An 18903-nucleotide genomic window follows, 5' to 3' on the forward strand; every position below is an offset into this window, starting at 1 on the left:
CACCCGCATGACAGCGAGGGGCAGGAGGGCCAACGCGGCGAGGGTCACGCTGGGCATCAGCACGGGGTGAGCGCGGACGCCGACCGCCGCTACCTGTGGATGGCGTTGCTGCTGCTCGCCGGCTTCATGCTCACTGAGGTGGTCGTGGCGGTGCTCTCCGGGTCGCTGGTGCTGCTCTCCGATGCTGGACACATGCTCTCCGACGTCGCCGCGCTGGCGGCGGCGCTGTGGGCGATGCGGCTGGCGGCCCGTCCGGCGGCGGGGAGTTGGACCTTCGGGTGGAAGCGCGCCGAAATCCTGTCTGCGGCCGGCAACGGCATCACCTTGTTGGTGATCAGCGGATTGATCGGGTTCGAGGCGATCCGCCGGCTGATTGATCCTCCGCCAGTCAGCGGGGGGTCCGGTGCTGGTGGTGGCGCTGGTCGGGGTGGTCGTCAACATCGCCGCGACCTGGGCGCTCGCGCGGGCCAACCGTTCGTCACTCAACGTGGCCGGCGCCTTCGCTCACGTGCTGACCGACCTGTATGCGTTCATCGGGACCGCGGTCGCCGGGATCGTCATCCTGGTCACCGGCTACACCCGCGCAGATGCCATCGCCTCGCTGGTAGTGGTAGCGCTGATGCTGCACGCGGCGTGGGGATTGCTGCGAGACTCCGGCCGCGTCCTGCTCGAAGCCGCGCCCCGGGAGGTCGACCTCGACGAGGTTCGCGGACACCTGCTCGACTTGCCCGAGGTCGTGGCGGTGCACGATCTGCACGTCTGGACGGTTACCTCCAACCTGTCCGCGGTCTCCGCCCACGTCGTCGTCGATGAGCTGTGCTTCCAGAACGGGTTCGCTCCCCAGGTCCTCGACCGACTGCAAGCCTGCCTGGGCGGCCACTTCGACGTCGAGCACTCGACGTTCCAGCTCGAACCCGCCGGGCACGCTCGCCACGAAACCGGCATGCACTGATGCGGCCTCATTCGACATCTGCGCCGACATCTGCGCGCGTGCGGCGGGTCTTCCGCTGCGCAGCAGTCGCGACGGTAGTGCTCGTCGCGAAGGAGCGGATGCCTGTGAGCGTTGGCGGTGGAACCTTGCGCGGCCCGGGGCGGGTCAGCCGGTGAGCGCGGTCGCCACAGCGGCAGGTCTGGTCAGCTTTCCGGTCGGCGCCGGGATCGCAGGCGCGGCGCTTGCCGCCTGGCGAAAGCCCGGGCCGCGGCTGACCAGCGCGGTCCAGCACTTCGCCGCCGGGGTGGTCCTCGCCGCGGTCGCCGGTGAGGTGCTACCCGACCTTCGTTCCGAAGGTCGCCTCGGCGCGGTCGTCGTCGGCTTTGCCACAGGTGTAGCGCTGCTGCTCGCCCTGGGAGCCTGGTCCCGCCGACGCGAGGCCGCAGCTACTTCCGGCACGGCGGCGTCGTCGGCACACCTCGGCGCCGCCGGGACCTCGGCGCTGCCGCTGGGGATGCTCGTCGCTGTCGGTATCGACCTGCTCATCGACGGCACGCTGGTCGGGCTGGGCGCCACCCTCGGCTCACGACAAGGGCTGATCCTCACCGTCGCCCTGACCCTGGAAATTCTGTTCCTGGCAGTGTCGGTGTGCATCGAACTGCTCGAAGCCGGCGTTGCGCGAACGCGCGCGGCGGTCATCTGTGCGGCGCTCGGCCTGGCCACCGCCGTCGGCGCCATCGGCTCAGCACTACTGCTCGGCGACGCCTCCAAGACCGTGCTCGCCGCCGTCTTGGCCTTCGGCGCCGCCGCGCTGCTGTATCTGGTCGTGGAAGAACTGCTCGTCGAAGCTCACGAACAGAGCGAAACCGCACTGCTCGGGGCGATGTTCTTCGCCGGCTTCCTCGGGCTCTACATCCTTGCCGAACTGGGCGGGTGACTGCGGTGCCACGCCTCCTTGCCGATGGCAGGGCGTTGGTAAGCGCAGCTGACTTCACGTTCGGCGCGCCGAGTTCTATAGTTGGGGTTGGCAGTGTGATATCTCGCGCGTAGCGCCGGGCCTCGGCTCCGATCGAGGCAGCTAACTCTCTAGGAACTGCCACGGCACAGTCCCTGACGTCCTAGAGAAGGAGAACGCCCGTCATGTTGTTCGCCGCAAGTTGGTCGCTCAGCTCCCGCCTCCACGGTGCGTTCCAGTCTTACGCGCTTAGCAACATCGTCATCCGCCGCGTACATACTCGTTCCGGCATCAAGTGGGGCGCGCTCGTCGGCGCGTTCGGTGTGGTCGTCTACGGCGCTGTCATGGTCGGGGCGGTCGCGCTGCTCCACGACGGAGCGCCCGGCTGGATCAACCTCATCGTGCTGATCGCGTTCTGGAACATCATCAAGTTCGCTGTGCTGGTCCCGGTGTCGGTTGTCCGGCTGCTGCGCGTCCGCCATCAAGAACGGGCGATCGTTCGCGAGTACGAACGCCGAGCGGGGGTCACCGCGACAAACGCCTGAGCGCTGCCTGCAACGGAATGTCAGCCGTCGCGAAGCAGCGGCGGGCGTTGCCGGCGGAACTCCGTAGGTGACATTCCGTAGACGGCACGGAAGGCCCGGCTGGCGTATTTCGCGTCCCACCCCACGGCCCGGGCGACGGCAGCTACCGGGAGGTCTGTTGACGCGAGCAGCCGGGCCATGTGCTGCACCCGTAGCTGGCGGAGACAGGCCATCGGGCTCAGGCCAACCGTGGCTTCGAGTACCCGCACGACTTGTGAACGCGACAAATGCACTGCCTCAGCCAGCGAGTCCAAGGTCCACGGCTCGGCCAATCGCGATGACAACAGCCGAAGCACGACGACGGCATGGCCCCGTGTGACTCCGCGCGGGACCGCTGTGCGTTCGATGATGTCCGGGCACTCCGAGATCACGTCGTCGGGCCGGCGGTCCCCTGAGCCGCCAGCGCCGGGCTGGCGAGGCAGCGCGTTTTCCGGCGTGCCGTCAGCTGGCGGCTTCGGGCTCATGACTCGTCGGTGCCCTGTGTCGTGCTGGCCAGTGGAAGGGCTTCGTCGTGGACGACGGTCCAGTTCACCGAGTTGACGCTGGGTTCGAGGCTGAGGCGGCTGACGGCGGCTTCGAGAGCGATGTCGTCGCGTCCTTGTCGGCTGATTTCGGCTTCGACGGCGACGAGGTCGCTGCCGAGGTCGAGGTCGTTGCTGTGTACTGCGCGGAGATGGAACTCGCCGTGGGTGAGGGCTTGGACGACGAGGGCTCGGATGTGGGCTTCGTGCTCGGCGCGGCAGACCGCGCGGAATCGGTAGACGGTCTCGATGTCGTCGGTGATCGGCAAGCGGTCGATATGGCGGGCGACCGGTCGCAGCGCCAGATGCACGATCATGATCAGGGCCGCCCCGATGGTCGCCTCCAGGGGGTATCCGGCGCCGGAGAGGGTTCCCACAGCGGCGGAGCACCAGATGGTGGCGGCGGTGTTGATGCCGGTGACGTTCATGCCTTGGCGCAGGATCACGCCGCCGCCGAGGAACCCGACGCCGGAGACGATGTAGGCGGCGATGCGGGTGGGATCAGCCCCTTGCTCGCCTGCGAGGAGCACCGCGAATAGCTCGAACAGCGCCGCACCGAGCGCGACGAGTGCGTTCGTCCGCAGCCCGGCGCCGCGCTGGCGCCACTGCCTTTCGGCACCGATACACGCGCCCAGCACTAGTGCCAGGGCCGCACGCGCAGCGAAGTAGCCGATCTGGCCGGCCACGCCGGGCGTGCTGAAGGTGTCGAGGCTGCCGCTCATCGCGGGTCGCTCACCGCTGGCAGCAGTCGCGATACACGCATGGGACGTCGCCGCACGACGCTTCCAGGTGTGTGTGGTTGTGTCGCGATTCTGGCGCTCAGGCGTGCGGTCATGCTGGTGCTTGTCCTTCTCTCGGGGTGGCTCGGTTGGCTACGGCGATCCCGCGTCATCGCGCGGAGGGTCGGGGTTCGGCCTCTCGTTGCGGCCCCGTGCTTGATCAAGCCCGTCGAGGTTGGCCGAGCCGCCGCGCCCGTACGGATCGGTTGCGGGCGGGGGCGGCGTGATGCTGCGGGCCAGTGCCCACACGGACAGGATCAGCAGAATCGAGAGCACGCCGGTGAGTGCCGCGAGCGCCGGAACGTGGTGGAGCGCCGCCGTGATAGTGGCGACGATGTTGCCGATCGCGACGGCTTCGAGAGCGATCACCGCGGCAATGAAGGTCTTTCGCCGGCGTCGGCGGCGCTGTGGTCGCGGGTGCGCGCTCGGTTTCCGGGTGCTGTCGTCGCCGGCCCGGGTGGCGAGTTCGTCGGCGATCAGTTCGACCAGGGCCAGGGGCACACCGGTGCTGGCGGCGACGCGGGCGGGGTCGTCACCGCGGCGCAGCCGCGCTGCCACCAGCAGTACGCGGTAGCTGGCGCGATGGTCCGGGTCACGGCGGCCAGCAATACCTGCGGGGGGCGTGTCGAACGAGCGCGGGGGGACTCGACCGCCCAGCAGGTACGCCGCGGAGGTATCGAAGCTCGGTGTCGCGGTCAGCGACGGTGGCACCGGCGGAGGCGCGGCCGTGTGGTGCCGGGTACGACGGCGCCAGTAGGTGAAAGGGCGGAATGCGTGCATCGTCGTCCGCCTCCTTCGGCAGGGATGCTGTGAGCGAATGGATTGGGTTGGACTCCGGGAGCGCAGCGGTTGGCAGATGTGTGGGCGCGGCGGCGTGACCCACAAGGGCGAGGGTCAGTTCGGCGCTGCCGTGGCCGGTGGCGCTTGGGCGTTGGGGTCGGTTCTGGTGCTGGTGCGGATGACGCGGCCGCCGTGGTCTCGGTCTCGCCACTGTCGGGGGATCGCGGCGTCGAGGGCGTCGTCGGCGGTGATCACGCCGAGCAGGCGGTCGTCGGTGTCGACGACGGGCAGCAGCAGGAGGTTGTCGTCGGCCATCAGGGTGACTACGTCGACGGGGTCGGTGTCGGGCAGCACCCGGGTGGGTTCGTAGCTGCTCAGCGCGGTGACCGCCGTGTCGGGGTCGGCTTGGACGAGCGCGACGAGGGTGACCGCGGTGACCGGGCGGTGGTCGTTGTCGCAGACGTAGACGCTGGTCAGCGCCTGCGGCTGGCCGGTGGGCGCGTTGTGGACGGCCGCCAGAGCGTCGGCGACGGTGGCGGTGATCGGCACGGTGAGCATGTCGGTGGTCATCAGTCCGCCGGCGCTGTTCTCGCTGTAGCCGAGCAGCCGCAGCAGTTGTTCGCGCCGGGAGTCGGGCAGCGCACTGAGCACGGCGCGGCGGCGTTCCTGCGGTAGGTCCATGAGCGCGTCGGCGGCGTCGTCGACGTTCATGTTGGCGAGCACCGCGGCGATGTCGGCGTCGCTGCGAGCAGCCAGAAGCCGGGACTGGCTGCCCTCGTCGAGTTCCTCGAACACGTCGGCTTCCAGATCGGGATCGGCGTGCAGGCGGGCCAGAATTTCGTCTCGTTCGTGGCGGTCGGCCGCTTCGATGAGGTCAGCGAGCTGGGCGGTCTTGAGTCGGCGCAACCGAGCGATCGGGCTGCGATGCGCCGCGGAAGGTTGGTGGCCAATCAGGGCCTCTACCGCCGGCCAGTCGCGGATCTGATGCGTGGCGTGGCCGGTCAGCCGGCCCCACCAGCCGGCGTGATGGATGTCCACGCCGGTGACCACCCAGCTGTCGCCGGTTCGGGCCAGGGTCGCGTCGAAGGCGCGGACCAGGTGTCCGTCGGCCAGGTCGACGAGCCGGTGTCCGAGGACGTCGGCTCGCAGCAGGACCTCGCCGGGGCGGCGTTCGAAGGGGCGTAGGTCGACGGTGGTGGTGGCCAGTTCGACGTGGGTGGTGGTGATCGCGCCGATCTTCGTGGCGTCGATGAACACGCCCTGCTGGCCCGGTGTCACCACCAGACCGGAGACGCGGGGGTGATCGCCGCCCAGGATGATAACCAGGTCGGTGAGGCGTCCCAGCTCGCGACCGTCGCGGTCACGAACCGGGTGCTTGAGCAGGGTCGAGAGGAAGACGACGTCGGCGGGTGTGGCAGTCACGGCTCGGTTCCTTTCCGTGCGTGTTCTTAGTTGCAAGTGGTCGTGATGGGTTTGTCAGTGGCCGGCAAGGGCGAGTTGCACGACGCGCACGATGACCAGGGCCATCGCGATGAGCAGGTAGCCGCGCAGGACGGTCAGGCCCAGTCGCCGGCCGGTCGAGAGCTGGGGCCGGGTCAGCAGCGCCAGCGGGGGCATCCGCCAGGTGGCCGCCCCCTCGCGGTTCGGCGGGGGCGCCGCGGGACGGCCACGCCGCCGCAGGGCCAGCACGATGCCGGCAACGAGCGCGAGGACGGCTCCGCCGCCAAGGATCAGCAGAATCTGCGTGCTGGTGATCGCAGGGAACAGGACGCTGGCGGTCAGCACGATCGAGAGCATCACCAGCACCGCGACGACGGCCGAGGAGAACAGGTTCGTCTTGGGTCCGTTGACCCACGGGCCAAGCACTTCCCGGTCGTTGCACAACAGCAGCAAGAAGACCGTCGCCGAGGGCAGCAGCACCCCGGCGAGGGTCTGCACGCCTTCGGTGAGCAGCCCCAGCGGGCTACCCGGGATGAGCACAATCGTGGCGGCGATGCCCATGAGAGCGACGAACACCGCGTAGAAGCCTTTGGCCTCGGTGGGCTTGCGGTGCAGCGAATGCCGGATGCCGACGACGTCGGCCACCGCGTAGGAGGTCGACAGCCCGACCGCGGCGGCGCCGATGATCGAGGCGTCGATCAGGGCGATCGCGAACAGCACCCCGGCGGTGCGCGAGACGTAGTTGCCCAGCCCGGTGGCGACGCCGCCGGCGTCGGTGAACTGACCTGCCTCGGGGTGGCCGGCGAACGCGGCCGTGGTGAAGGCCATCATCGCGGCGGCGCCGACGATGACGATCACGATGCCGATCCACAGGTCGACCTTCTCGTAGCGGATGAACCGCGGCGTGATCCGCTTGTCGATGATGTAGGACTGCTGGAAGAACAGCTGCCACGGCGCCACCGTGGTGCCCACGATCGCGATGATCAACAGCATCACGGTGGACAGCTCGGCACCGGGCGGGAAGCCAGGGACCACGAAGTCGTGACCGACGCTGCCGGCCGAGGGGTGCGCCATCACCAAGATCGGGACCAGCAGTAGGCTGCCGGCCACCAGCACCAGGCAGACTCGTTCGAAGCGGCGGAACGAGCCGGTACTGGCGGCGCCGATGACGAACAGCGCGGCGACAACGACTCCAGGCACTTTCGGGATGCCGAGGTAGGTCAATCCCAGGCTGATCCCGATGAACTCGGTGACGATGGTCAGCGCGTTGAGCAGGAACAGGTCGATCACGCTGAACGCGCCCCAGAACTTCCCGAACCGCTCCAGGATCAGCCGGGCGTGCCCGACCCCGGTGACCGCGCCCAGCCGCAGTACCATTTCTTGATTCACGTACAGCACCGGGATCAACAGCAGCAGCGTCCACAGCAGGCGAGTGCCGTAGTTCTGCCCGGCCTGGGTGTAGGTGCCGAACGCGCCCGCGTCGTTGTCGCCGACCATCACGATCAGCCCCGGTCCGATGATCGCGATCAGCGTGCGGAACTTCGCGCCCAGGCCCGTTCGGGCGCCGGTGTCCTCACGCCGGATAGTCCCCAGCGCGCCGCGGATATCGCCGACGTGGGCATCGTCGAGCACCGCGACCGACGCAGCTGGTGTCGAGCGCGGGAAGGGCGTGTTGGATGCCTCCGGGGGCAGGCGAGGGGTGTTTTCAGACATGACGAAACCAGCTTTCGAGCAGGCAAGAGGCAGGGTTGACCCAGCGTCCTGGCGCCACGACCCGAGGAGGGCGTCACGTCAGGGCGCGCAGCCCTCACGGATTCGGATCAGACAGCTTGAGAAGCTGCTACGAATGGCTCGTCGCGCAGGACAAGCCGCCGGCGCCAGGACTCGTCCTGGCGCCGGTTAACCACGCCGCCGCTGATGGGCCGGTCAGGCCCCAGGAGGCGGCAGAGGGTCGCCGGTACTGTGAGGTTTGTCTGAGTCCAAACTCACGACTGCCACCTCCTTCTTCTCTGTCTTCACGTGCCGCACTACCGGTTCCGGTAACCGACTCAAGCATGAAGAATCTACCATACGACGTAGGAGTGTCGCCAACGACCGACAGGACCGAGGAAGAGAGCGTGTCAGGATGAGTGGTGAGCCACCCATCAGCGAGGCGGTGGCCGAGCGGCTGGCGGACATCATGTTCGCGTTGTCGTCGCCTGGCCGAGTGCTGATCTTGGGCACCTTGCTCGACGGTCCCCGCTCGGTCAGCGACGTGATGGACATGCTGGGTATGGAGCAGTCGGCCGTGTCGCACCAGCTCCGGGTGCTGCGGGAGCACAGCCTGGTCCGGGCCGAGAAAGCCGGGCGCCGCCGGCTGTATGCCCTCTACGACGATCACGTCAGTACGCTGCTCGACGCTGGACTGCAACACGTCGCCCGAGATCACGCTTCGTCGCCGTCCGCCGCTCAACGGCGTCCACCCTCGGGCCGGGTGGTGGGGGACTCGTCGTGAACCGCACGCTCAGTCGTCCCCACGACCGCACCGGACAGGACGGCGGTCTGACCCGGGTGTCGTTCTCGCCCCCCGCGGACCGGCGCTCGGCGCTGGACCGGGCGCATCGCGGTGACGTTGTCGGGGCGCTGGGGCGGGTGTCGTCGCTCGACACCGAACCTCGCCGCTCCTGGCGGCGTCGGCTAGCCACCCTCGCCGCGGTGATGGGGCCGGGGGTCGTCGTGCTGGTGGCCGACAACGATGCCGGCGGTGTCGCCACGTACGCCCAGATCGGGCAGAACGACGGCCTGCGGTTCCTCTGGCTGCTGGTGGTCCTGGCTGCCGCGCTGTGGGTCAACCAAGAGATGGTGGGCCGTCTCGGGGCAGTCACCGGGGCCGGCCACGCCCGACTGATCTACGAGCGTTTCGGGCGCCGATGGGGTGCCTTCGCGCTCGGGGACCTGCTGGTGGTGAACTTCCTGATCGTGGTCACCGAGTTCATCGGCGTGGCCTTCGGTCTCGGTTACTTCGGCGTCTCTAAGTACATCTCAGTCCCTCTTGCTGCGCTGGTGCTGATCGGACTGCCCGCTACCGGGAGCTTCCGCCGCTGGGAGCGGGCCGTGTGCGTGTTCGTGGCACTCAGCCTGGTCGCCGTGCCCCTCGTCGTCATCGCCCTGGTCGGAACCACGGTCGCCCCCTGGCAACTGTTCTTCCACCAGTCCAACGTGATCGACAAGCGCATCACCGCCCGGTGGCTGGCCTACGAACGGGCTGACACCACCATCGGGACGGTGCTGTTCGCCCTCGGCGCCGTCGCGGTCCTCGTCGCCTGCGCGCTGGCCTTCGACGGCACCGCACTGCACGGCGCCTTCGTCAATGCCGGCACCGTGGCCGACGACTTGCGCCGCCAGGCCGGCCCCTGGGCCGGAGCGCTGTTCGCCGTCGTCCTGCTCAACGGATCAGTCCTCGGCGCCGGAGCCGTCACCCTGTCCGCCTCCTACGCGATCGGGGATGTGACCGGCACCAAGCACTCACTGCATCGGTCCTGGCGGGACGCCCCCCGCTTCTACGGCAGCTACACCGTGCTCGTGATCCTCGCCGCGGCCATCGTGCTCATCCCCGGCGCGCCCCTCGGCGTCGTCACCACCGGCGTCCAGGCCCTCGCCGGGGTCCTCCTCCCCAGTGCCCTGGTGTTCCTGGTCCTGCTGTGCAACGACCGCGAAGTGCTCGGCCCGTGGACCAACCCCCGCTGGCTCAACGTCATCGCCGGGGCGGTCGTCGCCGCCTTCCTTGTGCTCTCCGGGCTGCTCGTCATCGCCACCCTCTTCCCCGACCTTGCCCTCGGCTGGTCGGTCATCGCCATCAGCGAAGCCGCCGCCGCCGCCCTCGGGGCACTCGCCGGCCTGCGCCTGGGCGACGGGGGCACTGGCCCCTCTCCGCGTTCTCCGACAAGCGATTCGTGGTGGACCATGCCTCCCATCGAGTCACTGCGCCCCCCGGCCGCCTCCCGATCCCGCACCCTCAGCCTGATCCTCCTACGCGGCTACCTCGTCCTGGCCGTAATCGCGGTCGTCGTCAAAGTCGTCAGGCTCATGATGGGCGCATGACCGAGCACGACGCTACTGGCGCAGCCCCGGCTATGCCGACGTCGGCTTCCACTTGATGCGGGGCGGATATGTGCGTGGCGGATGGTCAACCAGGGCCGACCAACTTGCTGTCCACTGAGACGGCATCACTAGCAACGGCTGAGCCGCCCTGGTGTCAGGCGATGCGGATGACGGCTCGGCCGGACAGTTCGCGTCGGTCCATCTTGGCCATCAGGTCTCCGGCTTGGTCCCACGGCGCGACGGTGGAGACCATCGGGTCGAGCTGGCCGGAGGCGGCGAGCTGCGCCAGCAGGGTCAGGTGGCGGGTTCCGACGCCGGGCACTCGAAGGGCGACGCGGTTGTCCACGCCGATCAGTCGTGCGCCGGGGTGGGTAGCGAACCAGAACCGGGGAACGGTCGCGGTCTCGTCCGCGGTCTGGGAGAGGCTGGCCACGGTTCCGCCCTCGGCGACCAGGGACAGGGCACGGGTGAGAACGTCACCGCCGATCAGGTCCACGATCAGATCGAACGGTCCTTGGAGTTCGTCAAGCGTTGCTGCTGTCAATCCGTCGAGGCGGGGAAGTGCCGAGGCGCGGGCGGGTGAGCTGACCTGTCCGGTGACGGATGCGGCTCCGGCCAGGAGAGCGAGCTGGGCGGCGAGGATGCCGACGCCGCCAGTCGCCCCGGTGATCAACACGCGGGCGCCGAGCAGGAACCCGCCGGCAGCGACGCCGTCGAACGCGGCCAGTCCGCTGTTGGGCAACGCAGCGGCGGTCTCGTCGGACAACCCGTCCGGGACCGGTGCTACGAGGTCGGTGTCCAGCGCCACCCGCTGTGCCCAGGTCGGTGCGTTGCCCGCGCTGTAGCCGAGCACCCGGGTCCCCTCCGCGGGGCCTGACCCGTCGGCAGCAGCGCGGACGACGACACCGGCTACGTCCAAGCCGAGCAGCGACGGGGGCGGCCTGAGCCGCGAGGTGTTCAGGTCACCGCGGGCGATACTCGCTGCCGTTGCGGCGATCACGACCTGGTGCGGGGTGGGCTGCGGGTCGGCGACCTCGATGATCTCGACACCGCCCTGTGGCGTGGTGCTGATCGCGCGCATGGGTGAGTCTCCTCAAGAAGTGAACTAGGGTGTCCACTTAGAACCTACACCGAACCGAACACCCCTGTTCACTTATCGAGGGCGCACGACCATGACCCCGGCGAGGCCCACCCAGCAGAGCTTGCGCTCGGATGCCGAGCGCAATCGCGACCGGCTGCTCGACGCGGCTCGGGGGGCTTTCCGGGAGCTGGGCGCACAGGCGCCGATGGTGGAGATCGCGCGCCGCGCAGGCGTGGCGTCCGCGACGCTCTACCGGCGCTTCCCGACGCGGGAATCCCTCGTCGCTGAGGTTTTCGCCGGCCGGCTCACCAGTTGCGAGGACTCGGTGCGCGCCGCTCTCCAGAATCCCGACGCCTGGAAGGGCCTCACCGACCACATCCATTACCTGACCACTTTGCAGGCCGAGGACCGCGCATTCACGGCTGTCTTCCTCTACGCCTTCCCGGAGGACAGTCCGGTCGCGGAGTCGCGCCGCGATGCTGGTGACGCCCTGCGCGCCCTGCTCACAGCTGCGAAGACAGCTGGTCAACTACGAGCCGACGTCGCCGAAGGCGACCTGATGTCGCTGCTGATGGCCAACGACGGCATCCTGCGCTGGTCTCCTGACCCGAGCCACGACAGCGCCCGGTTGATCGATCAGCTCCTTCGCGCCTGGCGCAGCTGACCCAGTTACCGGCTGAGGTCGCGACCCGAGTCGATCTGCCTGCCAGGGCCGCGCCTGCGCCGCGCCTCGTCATTGACCGCGGTCTGCGCCTGCCGGACCGCCGCTTCAGCGCGTTGGTGGTCGAGCCGCTGGCCTTGGCCGTTCGGTACGGGGCCGAGCGGGTCGCTGCCGGTGATGCCGTAACGGTCGCGATAGGCGGCGACGGTGGCGACCTGCCGTTCCCAGGCCGCGTGCCTGGCCGGATCAGAGGGTGACGGCCCGAGCCGTCGCACCCAGGGCTGGTCCTGGTGGATTGCCTGGTTGGCCAGAGCGATCGCACGCTGCTCGATCAGCTCGTCCAGCTCGGTGAGGGCCTGACGTAGATCGGCGGGCATCGGCCCGGTGGCTTCGGGGATGAGACCGGCGAGGTAGCGGGCGCGGCGACGCGGCCTGGTACCACCGGAGCGGGCGACGGTGAGCTTGGCCAGGCGAGCAGCGAGGACCGCGGCGGGGTCCTTGGCGTTGTCGAGCCTGCCCGCGTCAACGGCTCGGGACAGGAGTTGTTCGGCCTGGTGGCCGTCGGCTTCGGTGCGACGGAGCTGGGCGACGAGTGACCCGAACGACTCTGCCTCGACGATCCTCTGGGCCTGGTGGGTGTCGAGTCCGCTGGTCGTGACGACAGCAGCGAAACGGTTCTGCTGCGCGGCTTGAGCGATGGTCTCGTATTCGGCGGCGAGCTGGGCGATGCTCGACCACTTCTCCTGCTCGGCGGTGATGGTGTCGTGGGCGGACTTCTCCGCGCCTTCGTGCTGGAGCACTCCGTAGAGGACGGAATGAGCGGCGATCTTGCCATCGTCGAAGCCGGGCGTGTGCTGGTGGTCTTCGAGGTGGGCTTCGTCGGTGGCGACGTAGGCGATGTTCGCGAGGCGCCCGCGGGTCATGGCGACGTAGAACGCCTCCCGCGTCATCGAGGACGAGTGGACGAGAAGGTGGGCGGTGTCCACGGTCGCGCCTTGCGCGCGGTGGGCGGTGATCGCGTAGCCGAGTTCGACGTGCTCGGTGACGTAGGCGGCGGGCAATGTCACCCGGCTGCGGCGTCCGCGAGCACCGCAACGGTGGATGGTCAGGCGTCCGTCGTCATGGGTCTGCTCGACGGTCCAGCGGTCGCCGTTCTTCACCCACCCCTTCCCGGTGGACAGGCGCCGGTCGTTCTCCCGGGTGACGATGATGGCGCCGCGGCCGGCTGTAGTGCCGTCGTGCAGACTCACGCCGTCGACGGCGACCTGGCCGGCGAGCACCCGGTCGATGCGGGCGCGCTGGTTGAGGGCGGTCACGGTGTCGCTGGTCTCGGCGATCAGGATGCTCGACCGGCCGGCGGCCACATCGGTCTGCCACGCGCGGTAGGCGGCGTCGAGAACCTGGTCGTGGTCGCCGTCGACGATGCGGCCGTGCTCGCTGTACACGTCGATGACGTCGGTGTCGCCACGGCGCAGCGCAAGGGAGGCGGTCCTCTCCCACCTGCTCTTGAATCGGCGGATGTCCGCCAACTCGGGGGCGCCGTCGCCCTCAGCATTGTTGCGGTCGCGGACGAGCATCCCGAACGCGCCGCCGGCATCGACGGCGGTGAGCTGGGCGGGATCGCCGGCCAGCAGGACCTTCGCGCCGACGTCGGCGGCGTGCGCAGTCAGCAGGTCGAGGATCATGGTGCCGGCGAGCGAGGCTTCGTCCACAATCACCAACTGGCCAGCGGTCAGATTCCACCGGCCTTTGATGTGTTCGTGAGCCCACTTGGTCGTGTTCTCCGTTCCGATACCGAGGTCGGCGGCGAGCACGTCGGCGGCTGCGGCGGAGGGGGCGAGACCGATCACGCTGCCTGGCCCGTGCTCTGACTCCCAGACGCGACGCAGCCCACCGAGCGCGAGGGTCTTGCCCGCCCCAGCCGGGCCGACCAGCACGTCCACGGCACGGCCGGATACCGCGATTCGCGCGACCGCGCTCTGTTGGTCGGCCGACAACACCCGACCGTGGTCATCCGGGACAGCGGCAACGCGGGCGGCGACCGCTGGGTCAGACGCTGGGCCGGTCGTCGCCCGGGAGAGGTCGAGCAACCGGTCCTCGGCGGCCAACAACGCGGCCGAGGTGTAGACGACGCCGTGGCGGGGCCGGAACACACTCGACCCGTCCGAGCGTCGGAACGCGGCCGGGGCCGTGGTCAACTCGGGCGGCGTCAGACGCAGTGAGACCGCTTCGGCCGCGTCGGTGATGAGTCCGACCACAGCCTCGCGGTCGGCGGTGGTGGCGAACCGCAGTCCCATCGTTTGCCGGGAGGCTTCGGCGTGCAGGTTCCACCGCGTCCACGTCGAGCGCTTGGTCTGCACCTGCTCGACGACACTGCGTGCGAGCGCGGCCAGGTCCTCACGGATCACGTCCTCAGCACGGACGACGGCTGGCCGGTCGCCGGTGTCCAGCAGACGCCGCGCCCACGCAGCGGCGTCCTGCCCGAGCACACCGTGAGCACGGTGGCGCCATTGATCGGTCAGTTCAGCGAGCGAGTGCAAGTCCTTGTCGGGTCGGGTCGACAGGGCGGCCTGCTGCCGCAGCCGCAAGATCGTTGTCGTGGTGGGCTGGTGACCGTGCTCGGCCACATAGGCGGCGATGAGCTTGTCCTTCTCCGCGTCGATCGCTGCGCTGCGGGAGGAAAACTCACCGATCAGCTCGTCGGGAACGCCGCTCATCTCCCAGACCGGGTTGCGATCCTTGCCCCGGTCGCGTTGGTCCCAGCCGACTCCGAGGTCGCGGCTGAGTCGATCGAACAGCAGCGCGTTGTAATGCTCGGACAGCGTGACCACAGCGGCGTGCATCGGCCGGCCATCCAGAGAGCGCCATCGGCCGTCCTCGCCCTGCACCTTGTTCGGCACCACGACGTGCGTGTGCAACTGCGGGTCGCCACTGCGGGAGTCGTAGTGGTCGTAGGCCGTTGCGATCAGGCCGCGGGTCGCAACCTGTGCAACCCCGTTGTGCCCGACCCTGGTAGCGGCAACGTCGCGCTCCATCAGAGCAATCACGTCCGCAATCGCCACATGGTGCGCTCTCACGATGGCGGCTTGCGTCGCTGCGTCGGCCACCGCCCACAACGTGCTGATGCTCTTGGGGACCGAGAACGTGTAGTCGTAGCCGGCCACCACCCGCCGCGTCTCGCGCGCCTGTTCCTCCGTGGTGATCTGCTCGATCGCGGCGGCCCGTTCGGCAGGCCCGAGGTCCGCGTCGAGCCGGTCCACTCGTGCGGCGACGCGTTCCTCGGCGCTCTTGTGCCGGTAGTACGGCAAACCCAACGGAGCGGCGGTGACCGGATCGCGCCCCTGGCCGAGCAGGCGGCGCAACTGGTCCTCGGTCACGGTCTCGCCGGACTCGATCCGGCGGTCCGTTGTGCCGAGGCCGGCGGTGCCGCTGCCGAGCCAGTACCCGGGCGGTGTGCCCTTGTCCGTGTAGTAGCGGATCAGCGGCGTGGTCAGCGGTCGGTGCCCGTCGCCGACGGCGACCGAGGACAGCAGGTAGCGGTACCCCTCGCCCGCCGACATCACCCGCATAGAGACCGTCACACCAGTCAGGTGCGACCGGCACACCCGGTCGACCCCGTGATGCAAGACGTGTGCAGCGGCCGGAGTAGCCAGTACGCGGGCGGCAGCTCAGGGCAGGGCGGTCGTGGCCAGTACGCGGGGCGGCTGGCTGTCGCTTCGGCGGGTCACGGCTCGGGTTCGAGCCGGTACGTCGGGCGTCCGTGCCACGTCGCGGGAGCGACGTGGCACGCGAAAAAGCGTGGGCATGGAGAAGCGCCCGACTCCTGGCGGAGTCGGGCGCTTCGTGCTAGCGGCGGGCCGGGTCAGCCGGTTGGTATGAGGTCGGTGATGTCCTCGGCGGTGGTGACCAGATGGGTTTCGCCGTCTTGGATGAGCCGGTGGACCCCGGTGCTCGTGATGCTGGTGACCGGGCCGGGGACCCCCGCTACGGTGCGGCTCATGCTGAGGGCGTGCTCGGCGATCCGCAGGGCGGTGGAGCGGGCGCTGGCTTCCACCACGACGGTGGTCGCGCACAGGGCGGCGATGAGTCGTGCCCGCGTGGTGAACCTGTGCCGCGTCGGGCCGGTGCCCGGTGGTAGCTCGCTGACCAGCGCGCCGCCGGTGTCGGTGATGTGCTGGAACAGTGTTGCGTTGCCGGGTGGGAAGGGCCGGTCGGTGCCGCAAGCGAGGACCGCGACCGTGCAACCCGTTGCGGCCAGCGTGGCGCGGTGGGCAGCGGCGGCGATGCCGTATCCGCCATCGGCCACCACCGTGTAGCCGCGTTGCGCAAGCCCGTCCGCGAGGGTTGTCGCGGTGTGTTCGCCATAGGCGGTAGCGGCGCGTGACCCGACCAGGGCGACCCGCCGCAGGTGTGACCCGCCGAGTGCGTCGGTGTTGCCGTGGACCCATAGAGCGAACGGTTGGGCGTGACCGAGGTCGATCAGTGGTTCGGGCCAGTCTGCATCGCTGGGGGTGAGCATGTGGGCGTTCTGCTCGGTGATCCGGGTCAGCGCGTCGAGGGTAAGTCGGCGGGCGGCATCGGCCAGTAGTCGTCGTGTCTCGTCGCGGTATGGCTGGGTCGGGTCGGGCTGGTCTGCGCCGACGATCAGCCGGATCAGCCCGACCGGGCCGTGCTGCTGGGTGAGGTATCCGGCGAGCCGGTTGCCGGGTTCGATACCGCAGGCGAGCGCGATCCGCGCCGTCCGGTCGCTGTTCGCGACTAGGGCGAGCACATCGTTCGCGTGGGTGGTGGTGGAGGTGGTCATGGCAAGGCTTCTCCCTTCACAGGGGCGAGGCCGTCCTGGCAAGGCCGGACGCTGAGGGGTGGGGCGTCCGGCCTGCCAGGGACGGTCAGGCCGCTTGGTGCTCGCTGTGGTCCGTCCCGGTGCCGGAGTCGGCCTGCTCGTCGGTGATGTTGTCCGTGCTGTCGTCCCCGTCGTTGGTGCCGGTGGTGGCGGTGTCGAGGACGATCTGCTCGACCTCGGAGGGGGTGTAGCCCCAGGCGGTGAGGGCCTGGAAGTAGCCGACCGCTTCCCGATCGGGGTAGCGCCAGGTGTTCTTGCTGGTGGCGGCTTCCAACGCGCCGAGGGCGAGGGCGAAGGTCACATGTCCGGCCTTGCTCGGGTTGGCCTCGATAATGCGGGCCAGCGGGTGTCGCTGCCCGAACTGGTAGTCCGTGCCGAGCAGAGTGCAGGCCATCGTGTGTCGGTCCTGCACGGCCCGCCCGACCTCCCCGGGGCAGCTGGCCAGGGTGGTTGCCGCGAACGCTGCCGCACCTGCGGGTAGCCGCTTGCGGGCCAACAGGCCGGTCACCCAGGCACGGCGCACCTTCTCCGCCGAGGCCCACGCCTTGTTGTTGGCGATCAGCTCCCGCCGTTCGGCCTTCTGCTCGTCGGTCATCTTGCCGACCGGCGCGCCGGTGCGGCTGAGCTTGCGCAGGCCGTGGGACTTCCACTCGTCCACCACGTGCCCGACCTCGACCCCACGCCACGAGTCGCGGAGGCACACCGCGTAGCCGGGCTTCCCGGCGTAGGTGTCCTCGGTCAGCGGCTCGCCGTCGGCGGTGGCCAGGTCGGACAGGAACAGGGTGGTGGTGTCGCCGTAGTCGGGCCACTCCACCACCGGGACGCCGTTGGCCTCGTACTCGGTGGTGAGGGCGGCGATCTGTTCGCGAGCGGCCTTCTCGTCCCGGCGGCGCTGGGCGACGTGGGCGAAGTTGCCGGGGTTGGTCTGAGCGAGCTTGCGCAACTCGGTGACCGTGGACGGGTCGTCCTCGAACTCGATCAGCACCAACGCCTGGTCCAGGGTCAGGTCGTGCTCGACCAGTGCGGCCGCGCCGAGGTCGTTGCTGGCGACCGCGATCCCGGCCTCCACGACGGCCTTCTTCGCCCCGGTGGCGCGGGCGATCTTGGTCGTGCTCATGCCCTCCAACGCCAACTGCCGCCACGCCTCGGCCCGGTCGGCGTCGGAGAGGGCTTCGCGGTGCTCGTTGGCGATGAGTTGCTGCACGATCCGTACCGTGGCCTCGTCGGCGGCGTCCACCACGTAGGCCGGGATGGAGGCCAGGTTGACCTCGCACGCGGCCAGGGTGCGGCGCTGTCCGTCGCGTACGACGATGCGCCCCTCGGTGTCGGGGTGGGCCAGGATCGGCACGATCACGCCGTGCTGGCGCACGCTGGACAGGAACGAGCGGGACAGGGCCGTGTCGCGGCGGATGTTGTTCTCCACGATCAGGCTTGCCGGGTCGACCTGCTCGATCCGCACCCCGGTTGCCGATCCGGTCGGCTCGACGGCGGGCTGCTCGGTGCGGGTGCGCTTGCGGGTGCGGCTGGTGGTTGTTGCGGTCATGGCGGTGTCCTCCTACCGGACGGTGGAGGTTCCCGGACCCACCTGATGTGAGTCCTCCCTGGAACCCCGCTGCCTTTCGGCAGCTGCCGAGAAGCGGGGTCAGGAATGAATGGGCAAGCCCGAAGAAGAAAAAAGTCTCCCGATTACTCGGGAGACGAAGGGATGGCGATTGTGGGGAGTTTTTTCTGTGGCTTGCGCAGAAGGGAATGGCCCCGCACAATCTCACAGCCGAAAGGCAACGAGGCTATTCGAGAAGAATCATCGCCTCCAGCCTTTTGTTTGTGTCCACTCGCGAACTGGGCTTCAACGATCCTGGAAGACTTGGATCGGGCAAGAACAAGTAGGGTGACGCGCCCCGCGACATCGTGCTGCCGCCGTTTGCGAAAGCCGTTCGCTAGTCGTGCGTGGGTGTTCCGGTGACGTGGTGATCGGCTTGGAACAGCGCTTCGGTCAGCAGAGCGCGGACGTGTCCGCCGCGCAGTCGGTACACGACTCGCTGCCCTTGCCGGCGACCGTCGACCAGGCCGGCGAACCGCAGCTTGGACAGGTGTTGGCTGGCGACCGTCGGTCGGCAGCCTGCGACGGCGGCGAGGCTTCCCACGTCCAGGTCCGCCTCGCGCAGCGCCCACAGCATCCGCACTCGGGTGGGGTCAGCGAGTAGCGCGAACGCCGTCACGGCCACCGCGACTTGGTCCTCGGTGAGTT

16 protein-coding genes and 1 pseudogene are annotated in these 18903 nt (G+C 69.2%); 7 read left to right on the plus strand and 10 right to left on the minus strand.

Features of this window, described 5'->3' with window-relative positions:
* Positions 1 to 126: 126 nt before the first annotated feature.
* The 4 genes and pseudogenes from G9U51_RS17625 to G9U51_RS08540 all read left to right on the plus strand — a co-directional run.
* Positions 127 to 333, plus strand: a pseudogene (locus tag G9U51_RS17625) (cation transporter); the annotation flags it as partial.
* A 79-nt stretch (positions 334 to 412) separates the two neighbouring features.
* Positions 413 to 952 (plus strand): cation diffusion facilitator family transporter, encoded by a 540-nt coding sequence (locus tag G9U51_RS17630; RefSeq protein ID WP_328823384.1) that lies wholly within the window; start codon positions 413 to 415, stop codon positions 950 to 952.
* A gap of 151 nt (positions 953 to 1103) precedes the next feature.
* Positions 1104 to 1868 carry a ZIP family metal transporter gene (locus tag G9U51_RS08535; protein WP_166195980.1) on the plus strand — a complete coding sequence of 255 codons (765 nt, stop codon included), beginning with the start codon at positions 1104 to 1106 and terminating at the stop codon, positions 1866 to 1868.
* A gap of 203 nt (positions 1869 to 2071) precedes the next feature.
* On the plus strand, positions 2072 to 2431 hold the full coding sequence (locus G9U51_RS08540; protein ID WP_166195982.1) for a sulfate permease: 360 nt from the start codon (positions 2072 to 2074) through the stop codon (positions 2429 to 2431).
* A 20-nt stretch (positions 2432 to 2451) separates the two neighbouring features.
* Here the strand turns inward: G9U51_RS08540 and G9U51_RS18000 are convergent, their stop codons facing one another.
* The 5 genes from G9U51_RS18000 to G9U51_RS08565 form a co-directional block, all read right to left on the minus strand.
* The gene (locus G9U51_RS18000; RefSeq protein ID WP_166195984.1) at positions 2452 to 2934 is read right to left on the minus strand and encodes a helix-turn-helix transcriptional regulator; all 483 of its coding nucleotides are present in this window, start codon (positions 2932 to 2934) and stop codon (positions 2452 to 2454) included.
* Positions 2931 to 3713, minus strand: a complete 783-nt coding sequence (locus G9U51_RS08550) for an MgtC/SapB family protein (RefSeq protein ID WP_166195986.1) — start codon at positions 3711 to 3713, stop codon at positions 2931 to 2933. Before G9U51_RS08550 ends, G9U51_RS18000 begins: the two co-directional genes overlap by 4 nt.
* 150 nt (positions 3714 to 3863) lie before the next feature.
* Complete coding sequence (locus tag G9U51_RS08555) at positions 3864 to 4550, minus strand: hypothetical protein (protein WP_166195988.1); 687 nt, start codon at positions 4548 to 4550, stop codon at positions 3864 to 3866.
* 114 nt (positions 4551 to 4664) lie between these two features.
* Complete coding sequence (locus G9U51_RS17815; RefSeq protein ID WP_166195990.1) at positions 4665 to 5972, minus strand: magnesium transporter MgtE N-terminal domain-containing protein; 1308 nt, start codon at positions 5970 to 5972, stop codon at positions 4665 to 4667.
* A gap of 54 nt (positions 5973 to 6026) precedes the next feature.
* Positions 6027 to 7703, minus strand: a complete 1677-nt coding sequence (locus tag G9U51_RS08565; protein ID WP_166195992.1) for an NRAMP family divalent metal transporter — start codon at positions 7701 to 7703, stop codon at positions 6027 to 6029.
* 412 nt (positions 7704 to 8115) lie between these two features.
* Here G9U51_RS08565 and G9U51_RS08570 point away from each other — a divergent pair, with 412 nt between their 5' ends.
* Positions 8116 to 8484: an ArsR/SmtB family transcription factor gene (locus G9U51_RS08570; protein WP_166195994.1), complete on the plus strand. Its 369-nt coding sequence runs from the start codon at positions 8116 to 8118 to the stop codon at positions 8482 to 8484.
* The gene (locus tag G9U51_RS08575) at positions 8481 to 10070 is read left to right on the plus strand and encodes an NRAMP family divalent metal transporter (RefSeq protein ID WP_328823385.1); all 1590 of its coding nucleotides are present in this window, start codon (positions 8481 to 8483) and stop codon (positions 10068 to 10070) included. Before G9U51_RS08570 ends, G9U51_RS08575 begins: the two co-directional genes overlap by 4 nt.
* A gap of 154 nt (positions 10071 to 10224) precedes the next feature.
* On the opposite strand, the gene G9U51_RS08580 is transcribed toward G9U51_RS08575, so the two are convergent.
* On the minus strand, positions 10225 to 11151 hold the full coding sequence (locus G9U51_RS08580) for a zinc-binding dehydrogenase (RefSeq protein WP_166195996.1): 927 nt from the start codon (positions 11149 to 11151) through the stop codon (positions 10225 to 10227).
* 91 nt (positions 11152 to 11242) lie between these two features.
* Here G9U51_RS08580 and G9U51_RS08585 point away from each other — a divergent pair, with 91 nt between their 5' ends.
* Positions 11243 to 11815 (plus strand): TetR/AcrR family transcriptional regulator, encoded by a 573-nt coding sequence (locus tag G9U51_RS08585; protein ID WP_166195998.1) that lies wholly within the window; start codon positions 11243 to 11245, stop codon positions 11813 to 11815.
* A gap of 5 nt (positions 11816 to 11820) precedes the next feature.
* Here G9U51_RS08585 and mobF read toward each other — a convergent pair whose 3' ends face one another.
* From mobF to G9U51_RS17635, 4 genes are all read right to left on the minus strand, one after another.
* Positions 11821 to 15393, minus strand: coding sequence for a MobF family relaxase (mobF, locus tag G9U51_RS08590; protein ID WP_166196000.1), 3573 nt, complete (start codon positions 15391 to 15393; stop codon positions 11821 to 11823).
* A gap of 281 nt (positions 15394 to 15674) precedes the next feature.
* Positions 15675 to 16616: a DNA-processing protein DprA gene (locus tag G9U51_RS08595; RefSeq protein ID WP_166196002.1), complete on the minus strand. Its 942-nt coding sequence runs from the start codon at positions 16614 to 16616 to the stop codon at positions 15675 to 15677.
* A gap of 85 nt (positions 16617 to 16701) precedes the next feature.
* The gene (locus G9U51_RS08600) at positions 16702 to 18198 is read right to left on the minus strand and encodes a ParB/RepB/Spo0J family partition protein (RefSeq protein WP_166196004.1); all 1497 of its coding nucleotides are present in this window, start codon (positions 18196 to 18198) and stop codon (positions 16702 to 16704) included.
* A 394-nt stretch (positions 18199 to 18592) separates the two neighbouring features.
* On the minus strand, positions 18593 to 18880 hold the full coding sequence (locus G9U51_RS17635) for an ArsR/SmtB family transcription factor (RefSeq protein WP_328823386.1): 288 nt from the start codon (positions 18878 to 18880) through the stop codon (positions 18593 to 18595).
* Between the last annotated feature and the right edge of the window lie 23 nt (positions 18881 to 18903).

The sequence above is a fragment of the Metallococcus carri genome (genome assembly GCF_011440275.1).
In the GTDB taxonomy this organism is placed as follows: domain Bacteria; phylum Actinomycetota; class Actinomycetes; order Actinomycetales; family Dermatophilaceae; genus Metallococcus; species Metallococcus carri.

Excerpts from the sequence above, each read along its gene's own strand:
- G9U51_RS08540 (WP_166195982.1), top strand. The coding sequence starts at position 2,072 with ATGTTGTTCGCCGCAAGTTGGTCGCTCAGCTCCCGCCTCCACGGTGCG.
- G9U51_RS18000 (WP_166195984.1), bottom strand. The coding sequence starts at position 2,934 with ATGAGCCCGAAGCCGCCAGCTGACGGCACGCCGGAAAACGCGCTGCCT.
- G9U51_RS08550 (WP_166195986.1), bottom strand. The coding sequence starts at position 3,713 with ATGAGCGGCAGCCTCGACACCTTCAGCACGCCCGGCGTGGCCGGCCAG.
- G9U51_RS08555 (WP_166195988.1), bottom strand. The coding sequence starts at position 4,550 with ATGCACGCATTCCGCCCTTTCACCTACTGGCGCCGTCGTACCCGGCAC.
- G9U51_RS08565 (WP_166195992.1), bottom strand. The coding sequence starts at position 7,703 with ATGTCTGAAAACACCCCTCGCCTGCCCCCGGAGGCATCCAACACGCCC.
- G9U51_RS08570 (WP_166195994.1), top strand. The coding sequence starts at position 8,116 with ATGAGTGGTGAGCCACCCATCAGCGAGGCGGTGGCCGAGCGGCTGGCG.
- G9U51_RS08580 (WP_166195996.1), bottom strand. The coding sequence starts at position 11,151 with ATGCGCGCGATCAGCACCACGCCACAGGGCGGTGTCGAGATCATCGAG.
- G9U51_RS08585 (WP_166195998.1), top strand. The coding sequence starts at position 11,243 with ATGACCCCGGCGAGGCCCACCCAGCAGAGCTTGCGCTCGGATGCCGAG.
- G9U51_RS08595 (WP_166196002.1), bottom strand. The coding sequence starts at position 16,616 with ATGACCACCTCCACCACCACCCACGCGAACGATGTGCTCGCCCTAGTC.
- G9U51_RS08600 (WP_166196004.1), bottom strand. The coding sequence starts at position 18,198 with ATGACCGCAACAACCACCAGCCGCACCCGCAAGCGCACCCGCACCGAG.